This is a genomic window from Mesorhizobium tianshanense (genome assembly GCF_007830515.1).
GTDB lineage: Bacteria > Pseudomonadota > Alphaproteobacteria > Rhizobiales > Rhizobiaceae > Mesorhizobium > Mesorhizobium tianshanense.
The window spans coordinates 1-17,125 of the sequence record NZ_VLKT01000094.1 but is presented as its reverse complement, the minus strand read 5'-3'; the positions used below and the strand labels follow the sequence as shown (position 1 = coordinate 17,125).

The 17,125-nt window shown below is 61.1% G+C and carries 14 protein-coding genes and 1 pseudogene; 11 read left to right on the top strand and 4 right to left on the bottom strand.

The features are described 5' to 3' along the window. On the top strand, nt 1-384 hold a 384-nt coding region (locus IQ26_RS36775; protein ID WP_208760296.1), incomplete at its 5' end, for an isocitrate lyase/phosphoenolpyruvate mutase family protein. Between the two features lie 214 nt (nt 385-598). On the opposite strand, the pseudogene IQ26_RS36770 reads toward IQ26_RS36775, so the two are convergent. Further along, a pseudogene (locus IQ26_RS36770) lies at nt 599-869 on the bottom strand (transposase); the annotation flags it as partial. A gap of 537 nt (nt 870-1,406) precedes the next feature. Between IQ26_RS36770 and IQ26_RS36760 the strand changes: the two are divergent. The 6 genes from IQ26_RS36760 to IQ26_RS36735 all read left to right on the top strand — a co-directional run bounded on the left by IQ26_RS36760 (nt 1,407) and on the right by IQ26_RS36735 (nt 10,042). Further along, nucleotides 1,407-3,485 carry a multicopper oxidase family protein gene (locus IQ26_RS36760; protein ID WP_145723261.1) on the top strand — a complete coding sequence of 693 codons (2,079 nt, stop codon included), beginning with the start codon at nt 1,407-1,409 and terminating at the stop codon, nt 3,483-3,485. Further along, entirely contained in the window at nt 3,472-5,469 is a 1,998-nt protein-coding gene (locus tag IQ26_RS36755; RefSeq protein ID WP_145723260.1) for a tyrosinase family protein, read from the top strand. Before IQ26_RS36760 ends, IQ26_RS36755 begins: the two co-directional genes overlap by 14 nt. 32 nt (nt 5,470-5,501) lie before the next feature. Next, on the top strand, nt 5,502-8,150 hold the full coding sequence (locus tag IQ26_RS36750) for a LodA/GoxA family CTQ-dependent oxidase (RefSeq protein WP_145723259.1): 2,649 nt from the start codon (nt 5,502-5,504) through the stop codon (nt 8,148-8,150). After that, a complete protein-coding gene (locus IQ26_RS36745; protein WP_145723258.1) occupies nt 8,147-8,563 on the top strand; it encodes a hypothetical protein in 417 nt (138 codons plus the stop codon). Before IQ26_RS36750 ends, IQ26_RS36745 begins: the two co-directional genes overlap by 4 nt. Next, nucleotides 8,544-9,635 carry an NAD(P)/FAD-dependent oxidoreductase gene (locus IQ26_RS36740; protein WP_145723257.1) on the top strand — a complete coding sequence of 364 codons (1,092 nt, stop codon included), beginning with the start codon at nt 8,544-8,546 and terminating at the stop codon, nt 9,633-9,635. Before IQ26_RS36745 ends, IQ26_RS36740 begins: the two co-directional genes overlap by 20 nt. A gap of 272 nt (nt 9,636-9,907) precedes the next feature. Next, on the top strand, nt 9,908-10,042 hold the full coding sequence (locus IQ26_RS36735; RefSeq protein ID WP_240547432.1) for a helix-turn-helix domain-containing protein: 135 nt from the start codon (nt 9,908-9,910) through the stop codon (nt 10,040-10,042). Nucleotides 10,043-10,554: 512 nt separating this feature from the next. On the opposite strand, the gene IQ26_RS36725 is transcribed toward IQ26_RS36735, so the two are convergent. Further along, nucleotides 10,555-12,354, bottom strand: coding sequence for a GDSL-type esterase/lipase family protein (locus IQ26_RS36725; protein ID WP_145723256.1), 1,800 nt, complete (start codon nt 12,352-12,354; stop codon nt 10,555-10,557). A gap of 75 nt (nt 12,355-12,429) precedes the next feature. Next, complete coding sequence (locus IQ26_RS36720; RefSeq protein WP_240547431.1) at nt 12,430-13,242, bottom strand: GMC family oxidoreductase; 813 nt, start codon at nt 13,240-13,242, stop codon at nt 12,430-12,432. A gap of 659 nt (nt 13,243-13,901) precedes the next feature. Here IQ26_RS36720 and IQ26_RS36715 point away from each other — a divergent pair. Together IQ26_RS36715 and IQ26_RS36710 are read left to right on the top strand one after the other, a co-directional pair. Continuing rightward, complete coding sequence (locus IQ26_RS36715; RefSeq protein WP_145723255.1) at nt 13,902-15,473, top strand: hypothetical protein; 1,572 nt, start codon at nt 13,902-13,904, stop codon at nt 15,471-15,473. Further along, nucleotides 15,460-15,855, top strand: a complete 396-nt coding sequence (locus IQ26_RS36710; protein WP_120017260.1) for a DCC1-like thiol-disulfide oxidoreductase family protein — start codon at nt 15,460-15,462, stop codon at nt 15,853-15,855. The genes IQ26_RS36715 and IQ26_RS36710 overlap by 14 nt, the downstream gene beginning before the upstream one ends. A gap of 40 nt (nt 15,856-15,895) precedes the next feature. Here the strand turns inward: IQ26_RS36710 and IQ26_RS36705 are convergent, their stop codons facing one another. Further along, nucleotides 15,896-16,204, bottom strand: coding sequence for a hypothetical protein (locus tag IQ26_RS36705; RefSeq protein ID WP_145723254.1), 309 nt, complete (start codon nt 16,202-16,204; stop codon nt 15,896-15,898). A 262-nt stretch (nt 16,205-16,466) separates the two neighbouring features. Between IQ26_RS36705 and IQ26_RS36700 the strand changes: the two genes are divergently transcribed. Both IQ26_RS36700 and IQ26_RS36695 read left to right on the top strand, forming a co-directional pair. Then, nucleotides 16,467-16,724 (top strand): hypothetical protein, encoded by a 258-nt coding sequence (locus IQ26_RS36700; protein WP_145723253.1) that lies wholly within the window; start codon nt 16,467-16,469, stop codon nt 16,722-16,724. A 189-nt stretch (nt 16,725-16,913) separates the two neighbouring features. Then, a partial coding sequence (locus IQ26_RS36695; protein ID WP_208760263.1) for a transposase occupies nt 16,914-17,125 on the top strand: 212 nt, incomplete at its 3' end.

Sequence of the window (17,125 nt, the reverse complement as noted above, 5' to 3'; positions counted from 1 at the left end):
GGCGAAGAGGAGGCGCTGAAGCGCGCCAGGGCCTATGTGCAGGCCGGGGCCGACATGATCCTGATCCATTCGAAGAAAAAGGATCCGTCCGAGATCGAAAGCTTCGCGCGGGCCTGGGATGGCCATGTGCCGCTCACCATAGTGCCGAATGCCTATCCGGATCTCGACGCAACCCGCATAAATGCGCTCGGCAATATCCGCATGGTGATCTACGGCAACTACGGCATCCGCGCCGCCACGACCGCCATGCAGGACGCCTTTCGCCGGATTGTCGCCGAGGGTGGCGTGCAGAACGTCCACAATGATGTTGTTCCGGTGGAAGAGATCTTCCGGCTGCAAAGGATGGATCAGGTCAAAGCCGATGAAAAGCGCTTCCTGCGCTGACCGCTCGGGATCGCATCTTATGCGACATTGCCTTGTAGCGGCTAAGTTCTTATGACCGTGGTCAAGAATGATGGATGAATATTTTCGCCTTATGCCTTTTGCCGCAGGTTTTGTTTGCCATTGATGAGGGCAGCACGGAGACGGGATGGGCCTTAGACGACGGTTGATCCAGCTTCTCTATTCGGCGGGTTGAGGTCAAGCGCTTTCGAGCTTTCAGCAGGGCCTGCGCGGCTTCACAGAGCAGCGTTCGCATTATAGTGTCGCCGCGTAATGAGATCCGGCCGACCCGTCGGTTTTCACCCGACTCATTGAGCACCGGCGTCAACCCCAAGATCGGTCCGACCGCTTTCGAGTTGCGGAAGCGGGCCGGGATGTCGATCGTCGCGGTATAGGCCAGAGCCACAACTGGGCCCACCCCCTGGAATCGTCATCAGCCGGCGGCAAACCTTGTCATTCCGGACGATCGCCAGAACCTTGCGATGAAGTGTGCAGTATCCTCGTTCTGAGACCTGTTGGTCGACGAAGGTTTTGAGGTTGTCGGGCAAGGATATGTTCATGGTGCTCATGCGTTCAAGATGGCCGTTATGCAAAAAATGGCAAGAATGACGTAGCTGTTACACCTTCACCACATATTCCGGCTTGAGCGGCGGAATGTCGCCTTCGACGCTTTTCGAGGTTCGTAGAGCCTGCTGATCGGGCGGAAGAACCCTTGTCCGTACGACGAAAGGGATGGCCGAGTTCATCGAAGACGGCCAAGTCGCGCTAAGTACGGGATAGAACCGTTTTGTGCAGAGAAAACAAGGGTTATTAGTGAGTCTTCATTCAACGATTGCATCGCGATTAAATATAAGGCCTGCAATTAGACGCCGGCAAAAGAACCAATATGTGATAAGGCGCTTATATACATCTTCCTCCAGAAGTTATTTTTGATTTTACCCCGTTGCGAGCTAGACATACCCTTGATTCTGGATCACTATGTTGTCGGAAGCTATATTTGAATCAATGTCTTTGGGAGGGGCGCCATGTCATGCGGTACGCGACTGCTGATGATTTTTGTTGGTGGTTTGGGATTGGTCGCGACGCGGCCCGCGACCGCGCAGATCGTCAATCCGCCGATACTGCAGGACGAGGGCGCGCAGACCGTCAAGCCTGATCTAAAGGCAGCGCCCGGCGCGCCGAAGCCTGGCAACCTGCTCCCGCTACGCGGCGACCGGCTGCTCGATCTCAAAATCGTCTATACAGACAGCCAGCTCTACAACCCGTCGACCGGCGGATACGACAAGGTCCATCTGCGCAGCTACACGGGCAAAGGCGTCGACCCCAAGGCTCCCTATGTCTCGCCAACGATCGAGGCGGTTCCTGGCGACACCGTGCGGGTGACGCTGGACAACCAACTGCCAGCGGGACCCCAACCCGGCGATCCCGGCTGCATAGCCGCCGGTACGATGCCCGACACGCCGCACTGCTTCAACGGCACCAATCTCCACACCCACGGCCTGTGGGTGAACCCCTCGGGCAATGGCGACAACGTGCTTTTGTCGATCAACCCCGAGACGCAGTTCACCTACGAATACAACATCCCGTCCGACCACCCATCCGGCACCTTCTGGTACCATACCCACCGGCACGGCTCGACCGCCTTGCAGGTGTCGAGCGGGATGGCCGGTGCGCTTATCATCCGCGGCAATCGCTTCCCTAGCCCAACCGCGCATGGGGACATCGACACGCTGATCCCTACCTCGGCCATCCCTGAGCGCATACTGGTGATGCAGCAGATCCAGTATGCCTGCCGCGCGCCCGCGACCACGCCCGGACAGCTTGGGCCGATCAAGCAGGACGTCAACGGCCGCTATATCTGCGATCCTGGCGATGTCGGCGGGATCGAGGGTTATGACCAGTTCGGGCCTGGTACCTGGCCAGCATCGGGGCGCTACACCTCACTCAGTGGCAAGGTGTTTAATCCCAACGATACCCTCAAGGCGACGCAGGGCCAGATCGAGCGCTGGCGCATGATCCATGCCGGCGTGCGCGACACGATCAGCTTGCAGTTCGTCAAGGTGCGCGAGGGTAAGCTCGAACCCGGAACGAAGATGCTGCTCAGCGCCGACACCACCGGGGCGTTCATCAAGGACACGTGTGGTGATAGCCCAGTGCCGTATACGCTGATCGCGGCCGACGGGCTCACCTTGGCCGCGGCGCAACCGACAACGCTTGCGACCTTCCAGCCCGGCTATCGCTTCGACGCGCTGGTCGTGTTTCCCGATGCCGGCCGCTACTGCGTGATCGACGCCTCGGCACCCAAAGCGGGCTCGGTGAACGCCCTGGACGCGGGGCCGCAGCTGCTCGCAGTCGTCGACGTCGCGGCGGGAACGCCGGTCGATGACGTTCAGGCCTATATCAACGAAAATCTGATCGCGTCGGCAGAGGCCAACATGCCGGACGAGATCAAGTCCGTGGTCGTTGCCGATCTCAAGGCGGGGACGAGATTTACCAGCTTCACGCCGCACCCTGACGTCACTGACGAGGAAGTGAAAGGCAACGGCACGCAGGAACTGACCTTCTTCATCGACACCTCCACCGCAGACACCAAGTTCGAAGTCGGTAACACGCTCAACACGGCCGACGTGAAGCCCTATGACCCCACCCGCATCGACCGCTTGCTGCCGCTGGGCAAGGCGCAGGAATGGACGCTCCAGTCGCATTTCGTCAGCCATCCGTTCCACATCCACGTCAATCCTTTCCAGATCGTCTCGATCATCGATCCCAACGGCAAGGATGTCAGCGCGCCGGGAGCGATAGACGACGCTGGCGGTGCGCCCTACGATCCGCAATATGCCGGGCTCAAGGGCGTGTGGAAGGATACGCTGTGGATCAAGAGCCTGATCCCGCAGTCTCTGCCCGCAGGCTTCTCCGGCATCTACACGGTCAAAGTCCGGACCCGCTACGAGCGCTACATCGGCGAGTACGTGCTTCACTGCCACATCCTCGACCATGAGGACCAGGGCATGATGCAGAACGTTGCCGTGGTGCTGCCTGACCAGGTGGGCAACACAACCCAGAGCACCGCGATGCAGATGGGTGGTCACGATGGCCACAAATGAGGCGCAGCCAGTGCCCGTCGGGCCGCTCACCTGGAGCGAGGTAGAGGCGATCCTCGCCGCGGCGGGCGGCAGCGAGGGAACCGGCAGCCTGACGGGACTGACGCTGGCGGAATTCCTGGCGCTCCAATTACAAGGGATGCCGCTGATCGCGCCGCTCTCGACCACTTGCTGCGGCAAGAGCGATGCCAAGGGGCGAGGCGCGCGCTCAGCCCTGATCCGCGGGCTGCGCGGGCTGCCGCCATTCGACGGCAAGCAGTTCCCCCGCCTGCCCTGGGGCGGCAAACCGGTCGCCGGTGAGGACATCGACCGGATCGAGACCTGGATCGACGAGGGCTGCCCCGGCGCGTTGATCGGATCGATCGAACTCGGCGGCGACGTGAGCGTAACGACCGAGGCGCGCATCGAGGTGAGAGGGATTGCCGGCCCCGTCTTCGGCCCGACGTCCGATCCGGCGGCGTGGCGCTACGCCAAGGGCGAGCTGCGTCAGCGAATGGATGTCGATGTGCTGGACGACGCGCAGAAGGAGCGGCTGCGCCATGCATTTCGCGAGCTCTACAAGCTCAACAAATGGGTCGGCGACAAACGCAGCTACAACAATCTGGCCTTGATCCACCAGAACCACTGTCAGCATGGCTGGGAGCGTTTCCTGCCGTGGCATCGTGTGTATCTTTATGAATTCGAGCAGGCTTTGCAGGATTTCTGCCCTGATGTGACCATGCCGTGGTGGGATTTCCCCGCTCCGCGCTACAAGCCGGAGGATCCGGCCAGCGGCGCAATCCTGCCCGATGCATTCAAGGGTTTCCTCACGCAGGCCTCGGTGCGTTTCCTGCGCGATCACGGTTTCCCGGCCAAGATAGGCACGCTGGTCGGCAAGCTGTGGGCCAATCCGACGCAGGCCTATGACGCGGTCAGCAGCGCCTGCGGCAAGGGCTATGTGGAAGGTGAAAACCGCAAGCGGCTGATCGACGCGCTGCTCGACGCCAATTCGTTGTGGTATCCGCTGCGCTATTCCGGCCAGTTCGGCAAAGGCACAATCAACAGCGTCATCCACTACCACTACCCGGCGCAGGAGGACATCGACGAAATCCTCAGCTTGCGCACCTTCCGCGATTTCGGCGGCGGCAGTCTCTATGTCGACAGCTTCGGTTTCCTCGACCAGAACCCGCACAATACAATGCACATCTGGACCGGCGGCATGAATCCCGCGTTCAAGACTGACGCGCCGGCCAATCGCAACACGGCGGTGCGGGTTGCCGGGCGCAAGTTCCATCAGCGCGACGATCTCTACTCCGAGCCGCAGTTTGGCGACATGTTCTCGAACCTGACCGCGTCCTACGACCCGATCTTCTGGCCGGTGCACGCCAATATCGACCGGCTCTGGTGGCGCTGGCAGCAGGACCATCCCGACGGGCTGCCCGCCGATCTCGATTCCGCATTGACGCCGTGGAGCTACGCGGTGCGCGATACGCTCGATATGAATCGCTTCGGCTATGAGTATGTTCGTGGCGGATGCCTCATGCCGGTAGGGCTGACCAATCCAGTCGGACGCTTCGTCTCGGCACCGATTGCGGTGCCCGAAGCGACGAAGAGCTTCCGCTCGGCCGAAGTGCGGCTGCACCGCGTGCCTCAGCTGCCGCGCTCCTGCTTCATCCGCGTGTTTCTCAACACGCCGGATGCCGATGCCAGCACGCCGCTCAACGTGGCAGGCTATGCCGGTTACGCCGCGATATTCGGCCATGGCGAATGTTTTGGCGGGCCTGGGCATTGCGAGATTCCGCGAGCGGAGAACCGCAAGTTCGATCTGCGCGAGCGCAGCATGAACACGCCGCGCAACCACCGCATCGATGTGACGCGCGCGGCACGCCGGCTGATCGCGGCTGGCGCCACCAGCCTCACGGTGAGCTTGGTCGTGATCGGCGCCTCCTATGAGGAAGACCGTGAGCTGCTGCGGCTCGATGGGGTCTCGCTCAACTTTCTCGACTGACCAGAGGCCGGCGCCGGCGCAGGGGAAATCACATGGCCGACCCATCGATCTATCGCATCCACCCGGCGGTCGGCATCGCCCGGCTCGGCGACAGTCCCGAAGCCTTCTGCATCTCGCCGGAAAAGCCGGCGCAGATGCCGATCGAATGCGACGCCAACGGCAATGCCGCCAAGGGCGACGCGCCGATCAAGCACTTCAAGGACAGCAAGGGCCGCATCAAGCGCCAGGCGGCGCGCTTCCAGATCTTCGTCTATGACGACGCCAATCCGGACGGCGTAGCGCTGAAGATCGGCGACCATGTCGAAGGCGGCGGTAACAGAGGCAAGCTGGTCGATATCCAGTGGCGGGTGCAGCTCGCCAACAAGAAGGCGGCGTGGTTCACCTTCGACGGGCTGCGCGGCGAAGCCGGCTATCCCGACGGCTCGCCGCTGCGCAATCCTGATATCACCGATCCGATTGAACGGCAGAAGCTGGTCATCGACGCTGGCCCGCAAGCCGTTGACTGTACCGCGCGGCGCAAGGCGAGTTTTGGGCGCGACACCAACCCGGCCTATGCGGTCACCTTCCCGCCAACCGGGATGGCGCCCAACGACATCGACACGCTGGGCGACATGATGACGGACGACAATGGGCGGTTGCTGGTGCTCGGCGGGCATGGAAACAGCGGCTCGTTCCTCTCAGGCTTCGGCCATCCGCGCATCGAGACCTACGCCAACAGCGATGGCTGGTTCGACGACATCTCGGACGGGCCGGTGATGGCCCGGCTGGTGATGATGGAGGAGCGCGTCCAGGCGTTGCGCTACATCGATGTCGAATATCCCGCCTGGGTGCTGGTCGGCTATCCCCGCTATGCACCTGAGGTGCTCGACATGATCACGCTCGAAGACGTGGTCGAGGACATGTCAATCCGCGAGTTTGCCTACCGTACCGACATGTATGGCACGGCAGGAACGTTCAACGCGCCGCAGAAGATCGATCCCACCGATACGGCGGCCCTGCTGCATTGGAAGGCCGGGCCGGTGGAGTGGAACCCGGCCTATCGTCCCTGGTTCTGGCGCGACATCTGGCCGATCATTTTTCGCGCCGATGAATTCTCCTATTTCGCCAACATCCTCCAGCAGTCGAATTTTCCGCACAACCAATCGAGCCGGGGCACGTTCGATCCCTATCGCTTGTGCATCCCCCCGCGCATAGCGCCGCGTGCGCTGGCGCAAAAGGAAGGGCTCGCGAAAGACGATCATGTCGACGGACGGCTGCTCGAGGCGGCGGTGGAACCGAGCCTGATGTTGCTCGATGCAACACAGGCGCCGGGCGCGGCGGCCGATGCCGTGGTTGGCGATGCCGCTGCCACGCTAAGAGCGGCAGCGGCGGCCTTCACCGCTGCGGTCTGCCCGCCTGACGATGGTGAGGCGCCGCGCAGCTATGCGGCGCGCTGGCAAAAGGTGTTCGGCGACAACGACACAGTGGCCGACCCCGCCTATGCCGAGGCGCGCAGCGCCTTCGACGCTGATGTCGCGAGCGTGATCGAGCGCATCGCTGCGGCCGCTACAGCGCGCAAGCGGATGTTGACGCTCGCCCGATCCTCGTCGCGGCAGGAGCCGGGCGAACCGGACCGGACCACCGATCCGGACGAGCCGATCGAGGCGGCGCTGCGCCGCTTGGCGTTCGAATATCGTTCCGGCCAGTTGCTTGACCGCGCGCTTGCTGCCGCGGCCAAGGACGCCACGACCGATCCCGGCCGTGCCGCGCGGCAATATCTGTTCGATCTGCTGCGCAAGCCGGGCGAGGAGAACTTGTTCCGGCTCGAGGCCAATCCGGCAACGCGTACCTATCATCTGCCGCTGATGCCGCTGCTCGCCGGCGACAATCCGATCACCAACAAGACGGTGAACAAGTTCCTGCGGCTGACGGACACGCAACTGTTCCTGCTCAGACAATGGGCGGCGGGCATCTTCATCGACGAGGTGGATGCCGGCTTCGCCCCCGCGATCGATCCGTGGCAGCCCTACAAGGACTGGAACGTGCCGGGCGGACGCGGTCTCGACCAGGGCGTTCTGTCGAACGGGCTCGGAGGCGCCTTCTGCCCGGGTGGTGAAGTGACCTGGATAATCCGCAATCCGACGATCTGGCGCGAGCCGTACCGGATCAAAGCCGACCCTGAATGGTACAGCTTCGCGCTGACCGCGGCGCAGGAGAACGCCAACCGGTGGGGAGCAGGCGTAAGCGAGGAAGGCTACATCGCCTATGCCTCCGACCCGCTGTCGCTGGGTAGCGACTTCGACGTGGGGCTGCAGCCTGGTGACCTGACCAAGCTCAGCGGGCTGCCCTGGCAGGCCGATTTCAACGAATGCTCCACCCAGACGATCGACGTCACCTACGAGGAATGGAACGTCCTTTATCCCGACAGCGTCGGCAACACATTGCTGGAGCGCGAGCGGCGCGTGTGGGAGACTTTGTGGTGGCCGGCGCATCGGCCGATGCAGGCCTACTACCCTGTCGGCAAGGATTTTCAGTTCCGCAACTGGGCGCGCGGCATTCCGCAGACGCTTGCCGGCGACCTCAAAATGGTGACCGAATGGTCGAAGCTCGGCTTCGTCGTGCGTAATCCTGGCGGCGGGCTCGACCAGCCCTCGCCCGGGGTCAAATACATCTGCGTCGAAGATTCGGGAGAAGGAGCATGACCAATCCGTTTGTCGGCAATTGGAGCTATCGCAGCTTCAACAACGATCCTGACCTGTCCAGGGCAGCCAACGACTTGCTGTTTGGCGAAGGCACGCTGGCCATTTCGGAGGCGTCCGAGACCGAGCTATCGGGAACCATTGGCGGGCCGGGCTGGTCGCTCGATCTGCGTGGAAGCTTCGGTTACGGCTCGCCGATGCAGGTCCGCTTCCAGGGCAAGGGCGTGGTCGGCGGCGAGCAGTGGATCTACGATTATATCGGCTGGCTCGTGCCCGTCTGGCCAAACAGCACCGACAAGCTCGAGGTAACCGCAATCGTCGGCTCGGTGGTACGCACAATCCCGCATTCCGGCGAGAGCGGCGGTACGAATCCGGCCGGGATGGTGGCGTCGTTCTATGCGGCCCGCGCGAGTTGATTTTGCTGTGGTCGGAGGCGGCCCGGCAGGAGCCGCCGCCGCACTGATGCTGCGGCGCCACGCACCCGGACGGCGCGTGGTGTTGTTCGAGGCGGGACGGCACGATCGGCCAAAGCCGGGTGAGATGTTGGCTGCGGTGGCGCAGGGGCTGCTGCGCCAGCTCGGCGTTTGGACACCGTTCCTTGCCGCGGCTTTCGTGGACAACCGCGCGGTCGCTTCGGCATGGGCTGGCGAGGCGCACGACGAGCGGCACAGCATATTCTCCGCCCAGGGCGCGGGCTGGCAACTCGACCGGGCACGGTTCGATCAGCTCCTGGTACAGGCGACAGCTGCAGCAGGGGCGCAGGTGCGGCTTGGCAGCGCGGTGCGTTCGGCGGTGCGTGAAGGCCAGGGCTGGCGGCTCAACCTGGCCGACGGTGACATCGTCGCCAGCGCGGTGATCTGGGCGGCCGGCCGGAGCTGGAAGCTGGCGCGATCCTTCGGCGCGAAGCTCCGGGTGCACGGGCACCTCGCCGCGTATACCCGCTTCTTCGACCGCGCGCCGGGCGATTGTCGAATGGTCATCGAGGCGCGCCCCGAGGGCTGGTGGTACAGCGCCGACTTGCCTGACCGACGCCGGGTGGTGGCGTGCCTGACCGATCCCGACCTCGGTCACGAACTGCGCGACCCGAAATCCTGGTACCACGCAATGGCTGCAACACGGCTGATCGCACCGCTCCTGCCTCCTGGCGCACGTGAAACCGCAACGTTGGTGAAATCGGCGGGAACGGCCACGGTCGATCCAGCCGCTGGTGAGCGCTGGGTGGCGGCGGGCGACAGCTTGTTCGCCGCCGATCCGCTCTCGTCGCGCGGGATCGTGCATGCGCTGCGCTCAGGTATCCTCGCCGCCTATGCGGCGTCGGACATGGTCGACGGACGTGACGAACTCGCGCGCACGCGCTACGCGATGATCGCCTCGCAGGGCTTTGCCAACTACGCCTCCGCGCTCGCTGCTCACTATGCCGCCGCGGCGCGGTGGGACACAGCTTTCTGGCAGCGGCGTCTGCCTCATCCCGAAGGCCCCACTAAATAATCTATAGCGTTGGATGATGGACGATGGTGATATCGAAGCGTAGCGCCTATGCCACCCGGAAGAAGCTGCTTCCGTCGTCGTAGCTTTCCGCTTGGCCGAGCCGGGCCAAGGACTGAAGCACATCTCGCACGTCGGTGACGGGTCTGTTCAGGTGATGAAAACGTTGCGGCGATTTCCTCGGCCGAAATAGGTGCCTTCGCGCGACCCATGATGTCTAGCACGTGGCAGCGGCAAGGGCGAAGGGAAAACGGCCCGGTCGGCAACCGCTCGACATGACGAGGGTCGAGGCCGCGATCAAACTGATCAACGCCCAAGTGTCACCGGCTGAAGCTGCAAGGCAACTGGGTCTTGGCCGCTCCACGGTTTATAGAGAAATGAGGAGACTGGGCATCCGTCGGCCGGCGTAGAGAGCATTTTCCGACGCTTTTCAAGTTCTCGCCCCGGGGAACTTCAAGGGCAAATCGTGACCCCATTTCGACCTTCATGGCTTGGGCGTTAAATGACCGCTTTCGCATTTATTCTTGCGCTTTGGCGGCCACTGGGCGTCTGAGCCGCTCAACTCCGGGCAGTGTGCTGTAGAGCGGTAGTTCCGCCTTGTTCGGGGGCCAAGCAATAGGGGGTGGCATTTGCGACAATCGATACAGCATCCCGCTCGACTGGTGCCATTGGCATCCCAATTTGCCATCCTTACGGGCACAGCAATGCTGATGTTACCGATCTCGCGTGCGGACCCAGGAGGGGCCCCGTTGCTGACGGCCTTGTTCACGGCCGCCTCGGCCGTCTGCGTGACCGGGCTGATCGTTCAGGACACACCCACCTACTGGTCCGGTTTCGGTCAAGGTGTCATTCTTGCGCTCTTCCAGATCGGCGGCTTTGGGATCATGACGGGCGCGACGCTCCTGGGGCTCCTATCGCTGCTCTACACGAACAGAAAATCGCCGCTCGAAAGACTTGAGGCAGGGATACTGTTTAGCGAAAGTATGTCACCGTCGGAGAAGACGACCAGCGTGTCGCTCCCGACCTGCCGGAGTTCGCTGTAGCTCTGGTAGCCTGAAATCTCCAGGAGATCATCGCCGGAGAAATCGAAGTCGGTGATGGTGTCGTGGCCGTGGCCGGCGGCGAAGACGAAGCTGTCGTTTCCCGTTCCGCCCGTGAGGATATCGGCGCCAGGGCCACCGATGAGCCGGTCCGACCCGCCCCGACCGTCCAGCTGATCGCCGCCGCCGAGGCCTTCGAGCGTGTTCGCTCCGCCATTGCCCACCATGGCGTTGGCAAGCCCGTTGCCTTTTCCCGCCAGATTGGCAGCCGACCTCAGGAAGAGGTTTTCGACGTTGTCGGCCAAGGTCCAGTTTGTATAGGCGTGCACCTCATCGAGGCCCTCGCCGCTCTGCTCGATGGTTTTGTCACCGATGTTGTCGACATAGTAGACATCGTTTCCCGGCCCGCCGACGAGGGTGTCGGCGCCAAGGCCGCCGATGAGTTGGTCGGAACCGCCGCGGCCCTCCAGCCGATCGTCGCCGTCGAGGCCTTCGAGCGTGTTCGCTCCGCCGTTGCCCACCATGGTGTTGGCGAGCCCGTTGCCTTTTCCCGTCAGATTGGCGGCCGACCTCAGGAAGAGGTTTTCGACGTTGTCGGCCAAGGTCCAGTTTGTATAGGCGTGCACCTCATCGAGGCCCACGCCGCTCCGCTCGATGGTTTTGTCGCCAATGTTGTCGACATAGTAAACATCGTTTCCCGGCCCGCCGACGAGGGTGTCGGCGCCAAGGCCGCCGATGAGTTGGTCGGAACCACCGCGGCCCTCCAGCCGATCGTCGCCGCCGAGGCCATCCAACATGTTGACTCCCTCATCTCCGGCGAGTTGGTCGGCAAAGGAAGAGCCTGTAAGATTTTCGATGCTCGTGAAGGTATCTCGGTCGGTTCCGATGCCGGTTCCGTCCAGCCCGAAGTGTTGCTCCAAAGCGCCCATCCAATGCGAGGCGATCTTCGCATAGCCGCCGGCGGTCGGATGTAACCCACTGTCAAGCGGCGGTGCCGTTATGTCATTTGGTGTCAGGTCACGCATGTCGACAAAGATGACCTTATGCCCCTGGGCGGCCAGTTCAGCGATCAGACCGGGCATTGAATCGTTGTAGGCGTCGACCCGGTCTGCACGCGCCTGTGATTGCTGCCCAACGCGAATGGGAGGCAAGGATCCGACGAAGACGGTGAACGCGGGATCGCTGGAGGTCAGGCTGAGCAAAAGGTTGCGCAAATCCTGCAGCATCGTTGGCACGCTATCGGTCGAACTGTCATTCGTTCCGGCGATCAGCAGCACGGCGTCGGGCTTGGTAGCTGCCAGCACGCCGTCGTCGATGCCGTTCAGTTGATTCAGCGTCCAGTTGCGGTGCCCTTCGTGATCGCGATCTTGCATGCTGGCGGGGCCATTGGACAAGGTACCGACGAAATCGATCTTAACGTTGAGTGCGTCCAGCTGCTCCAGCATGAACTTCCGGTATCCGCCGCTTTCGGTATTCGAAGAGCTCGCGATCACGCCATGGGTGATGGAGTCGCCGAGCGGCAGTATCGAAAGCAACTTGTAGGCATGCCCGGAGGCCAAATCGGCAATGACTCCACGGGAAGAAGCCTTGTAACTTACGCCGTCCAAGCCGCCTCCGCCGACGAACGCATCTGGACGGTTGCTGTCATAGAATACAGTCATAGCAGTTTCTCCTCTTGGCAAAGGGGCATGCTCAACCGGAAGTCACCCACCAAAGGGCATAGGGGTACGAAGCGCTGATGGGGTTGGTGGGTGGGCCTACATGACGAGTTCCTTGGATATCACTGGCGTAGGTTTGTTCTCCGTCCTATGCTGCCTCCAGGGATTGCGGCCGGACCGCCCGCTCGAGAATATGACCGAATGGACGGAGTTGCCGGCATGACCGAACCGCCGGACTTCGCAGCCGAGACAGACCGAGACATCGGGATTTTCAAAGGCATGCATCAAGCCGTTATTGGCGGTGAATTTGGCGTCCGCCGGACACAGCCAGCAGCGCAAAGATGCACAGCAGGCGGGCCGCTTTTCCGTTGCCACGCGCGCCCGCGCCGTCGGCATGACGAAATGCTCATCGGGCCGGGCCGCCTTCATCATCCGATCCGGCGCGGACATGCGATGGGACGGCTGAGGAAAGGGTTGGGAGCGCGGCATTACGGCGGCCATATCTGGGTCTCCCAAAACCGCCTCCGCCTCGCAGCAGAAGGGCTCGAGATCGTCATAGCTGATCGGCCAGTCGAGACCGATGCCGTAGGGGCTCTTCAGTCTGAAATCGTTCGGATGAAACCGCGGCGTCTGCGCAAACCAGCAGTTTGTACCGCCCCCCAGGCCGATGGTGTAGTTCCACGGCTTGCTGGCGTTGCCGGAATAGGTCTCCTCGTCCTGGATGTCGCTGTTTGAGCCGTGTTCGAACTGCCATTCATGCGTGTTATGGCGCCCCCATTCGGGGACGAGAACACGAGCTTTCCTCCGTCTGACGAATTCGTCCAGGAAGAAGGCTGAACCGAAGCCGGAGCCGATCACGACGGCATCATAGTGCTCGCTGGCGACCTGTTCGACTTGGATGTCGAGTACCATTGTGTATGGCCTCTTCAGACGCTGGTCCGGTGCAGCCGAAGCCGATACGATCAGGCCTCATGCAGGTCAGCGAGGCAATTTCAATGTTGCATCGCATTATTGATGCGATGCAACATGATATTTGCCACAACTTTGGGTAGCTGGGCAACACTTTTTTAAGCCTGCAACATCTCCGGGGCGACTACGGCACGATGATTCTGGCTGGTCGAACACTAAATTAGACAATTAGAAGAGGTCAGCGATGGAATGGAGGCCATCGACTGCTTGGTGCAATTTACGCGCGCATATTGGGCCACGGCGAGGTGTCTTGAAAGTACATCGTTGCCTTGTATGCCTAGGTTGTAGTACGGTTCGTCTTGTTGCAGTGCAGCAACAGTGCAGCAATGTGTTGTGACCATACACGCGGGATGTCGGCAATATCCGGCCACGACAGGGCTCATCCCGTCACCGGAAGGTACCGAAAACCGAAGAGGTAAGGCGAAAATTCCGGAAGACCGGAGACGCATAGTGTGAGTGTCGGAGCGGGCAGCGCCCAGCCTTGGCCGTCAGTCGGCATCGAGCGTTCACCGGTTGAGCGTTGGGTTCTTGCAGCCTTTCGCTTTTTCCCGTTCCTGTGCGGGCTCGTTCCGATCCTGCTTTACGAAAAAGCGGCCTCCCGCGTGGCGTGGCACGATCCTGCCTTTGCCACGGCCGGCGCGATCGGGTTGGCGGTGCTATGCTGCGTTTTTGCATTCGTGCGCTATCCTTCAGAGGCGCGGCCTGCTCGTACAATCGTCGTCGGCCTGGCGATAACGCTCGGCCTCTTCGGCTTTGGGCTTGGAGACGAACCCGGCATTGCCGACGCGGCCCGCGCAGAGGCCTTGGGCAATGCGCTCGAATATGCACGCCTGATCGCGCTTGCCGCAGGCCTTCTGTCGATCCTACGGCCATCCTTCGCCATTTTCCCGATGGTCTATTTCGCCTTCCACAAGGATGTCACGCGGGCAGTCTCCGGTGCTGCGGAACTGGGCCGCAACGATTATGCGCCCTTGATTGAGGTCGGTCTCTTCCTGGCCTGTGGCCTGATAGTCCTGAGCCTGCTGCAGAGTGTGAGCCGGCTGAAGCCCGTCACCAGGAACCTACCCAGCCTTGACGAACTCGGAACCAGGAATTTCGCAGCCCAAGCTGCCGGCATACTGCTGCTTGCCGGGATCGGCGCCCATTTCGGCAACTACTTCATGTCCGGGATGGCCAAGATCACGCTTGACGGAGGGCCCCTGAGCTGGGTCCTCGAGAACCCGACCAGCTCCATAATGCTGGCCGGGTACAGTCTGGGCGCGGCCCCGCTGGGCTTTTCTGAATCCCTGCTCACTCTTGCTTACGAAGCCTTCAGAGCTGTCCAGATTCCGATGAATGTCGTCATCCTTGCTGCTCAGCTTCTATGCTTTGTCGCGTTTTGGCGCCGGCGATGGCTCATCGGCCTGACCGCGTTCTTCGATCTCATGCATATCGGGATCTTCCTTCTGAGCGGCGCCCTTTTTCTGCACTGGATCATCTTGAACAGTCTGATCGTTGCGGCTCTGACGAGAATGAAGGAAAATTCGTTTTCCACAATCGCCATCGTAACCGGGATCCTTGTCACGATATTCGGCCACGTGGTCTTTTATAACGCGCGGCTCGGCTGGTACGATTCAAGGCAAATCCGGCAGGCACATTTCGAGGCCCTCACGGAAGAAGGTGACTGGGTGCGGGTCGCCCCAAGCTTCTTTCGCGATGCCTCCTACCTGCTCTATGCCCGCCACTTCAGCTTTCATGAGTATCGTCACGAATCCGGCCACGTTCCGACCTCAGCTTTCGGCCAGATCGGGATAAGGGACGTGCAGCCAAAGTCCTCGGAAGTTGCCTCGTCCAACTATGAGGTCATGAAACTTACCAACGAGTGCGCCTATCCGGTCGAACAGCCAGTCACGCCGCCTGACTACGATACGGCCCGTCCGGCGCTGTTTATTCTTGGGCAGCACAATCGCGCCGAGAATTTGGCAAACTCGGTTATTGCGGTTGATTACAACCTCTATCCCCACCATCACTATTCCATGCCGTTCCTGCACCGCGATTTCGAGGCGCAGGACCCTCGCGACATCGTGGCATATCGATATGTGGTCGATACCGTCTGCCTGGATGTCGCAGATGGCAAGATCGTTCGGCGAGTCATGACTCAAACCTTGGGGCCCAGGATCGATGTCCGTCAGTGAATCCGGAGAGGGCGTCACGATCGTCTATGACGGCGAATGCCCATTCTGCAGCCAGTACGTCAAGATGGTCAGGCTTCGTCAGGCCTTCGGACATGTCCAGCTGGTGGATGCCCGGTCCGATGATCCAAAGGCTCTGGAGGCGCGCGACCGTTTTGATCTAGACGACGGCATGGCCGCGCTAATCGGCGGACGCTGGTATCATGGTGCTCAGTGTATGCAAATGCTGTCACTTGCCAGCGGCTCGTCCTCATTCGCCAATCGGTTTATGGCTCGCGTCTTCTCTGATCCAGATAGGGCGCGCGTTCTCTACCCGTTTTTAAGATCCGGAAGAAATCTTGTGCTTAGGATTCTGGGCCGCAAGAAGATCAACAAGGCAAAGTAGAAAAGTTTTCATCAAGACGTCACAAAAAGCTGATCAGATTTCAACTTCTTCGTGCCGTATTTATAGCGGGATTGTTTGAGGGCACCGCAAAGTTAACCGAGAGGTGACGGATTTCTGCGATCAGGGAGGCATGTCGAAGATTGCCCGTGATCCGCTCTATCGTCGCCACCACCCAGCCTGAAGGTCTGCTCATCACCACCCTTCTGCGTCGCATGGTGGGAAGGACCGCTTCGTCGGAGGAGCGGTTGTTCATTCGGCGACGAGCAACGGCAACAATTGGCGCTACGTGCTCGTTCCGATCGACGAGACGAATGGCAATATCCCACCCTTCTGCGTCGTTGGCGAACACGAACGATCGCCCTTGAGCGTCGCTTCCTTCGTCTCCCGTCCCATCACGTGGTGGAATGAGAGTTTACATCAAGCCCGTCGCCCGGTCGGACGCGGCCGGGTTAATCCGCGCAAATGGCCGGCGCCGGCCCTTAGTCCAGCTTGGTTCTGTGGCTATTCGCAGCGCAGCATAGAGACTTGTTGCGTGTAGGTTCCAAGGGGGTACGGTCGCTGGCCACTGGCCAGCCGGTGACAAAGTTTCCGCACAAAGCCGGGAGGGTATTATGATCGATCATTATGCTTCACGGACAGGAATTTTTTTTCCAGCCGAAATTGCGCTGCTACAGACCACCTTTGTTCGTATTTGCGAGCAGCGAACAATCGCCAAAGGAAGTCTAGCCGCTGAAAAATTGGCTAAAGATCTAGTGGTCCTTTACCAGGGTGGGCCAATGGATGATCGTGATTTAACGGAGGCGTTGCGAAAGGCGCGCGCAAGACGTTTCACATCGGTGGGCGAATGGACGCCTGGTCCAGTCGCCTGAAATTAAATTATCGGCCAATGTCCGGGTCGTCTCCGCCTCCTTCATGATCTGTCCGGCGTCAGCACCAGTGAGACAGGACCTAGCCTGAAAAATTCACGGCGGGTTGGCGGATGTGGTTCAAGCCGTTGAAATGACCTAGGATTTGGTTGCTAAGGCCGATCCGAATCATTTCCGGAGACCACACCCGCCATGAATGATCTTACGCTGCCGCTGAGCGGCTTGTCATCAGTGGGCGGCAAGTCCGTCGTCGCCCGTTTCGACGGCGGCATGCTGTCGTCGGACAGTGGCGTTCTGGCTCTAGCAGAGGTGGAGAAACGACTGCGGGTGGCCGACCGTCTGGCGCGCTGCATCGATGATCCGCGCAGCCCGGACCAGGTCATCCACAACTTTGCAGATATGAT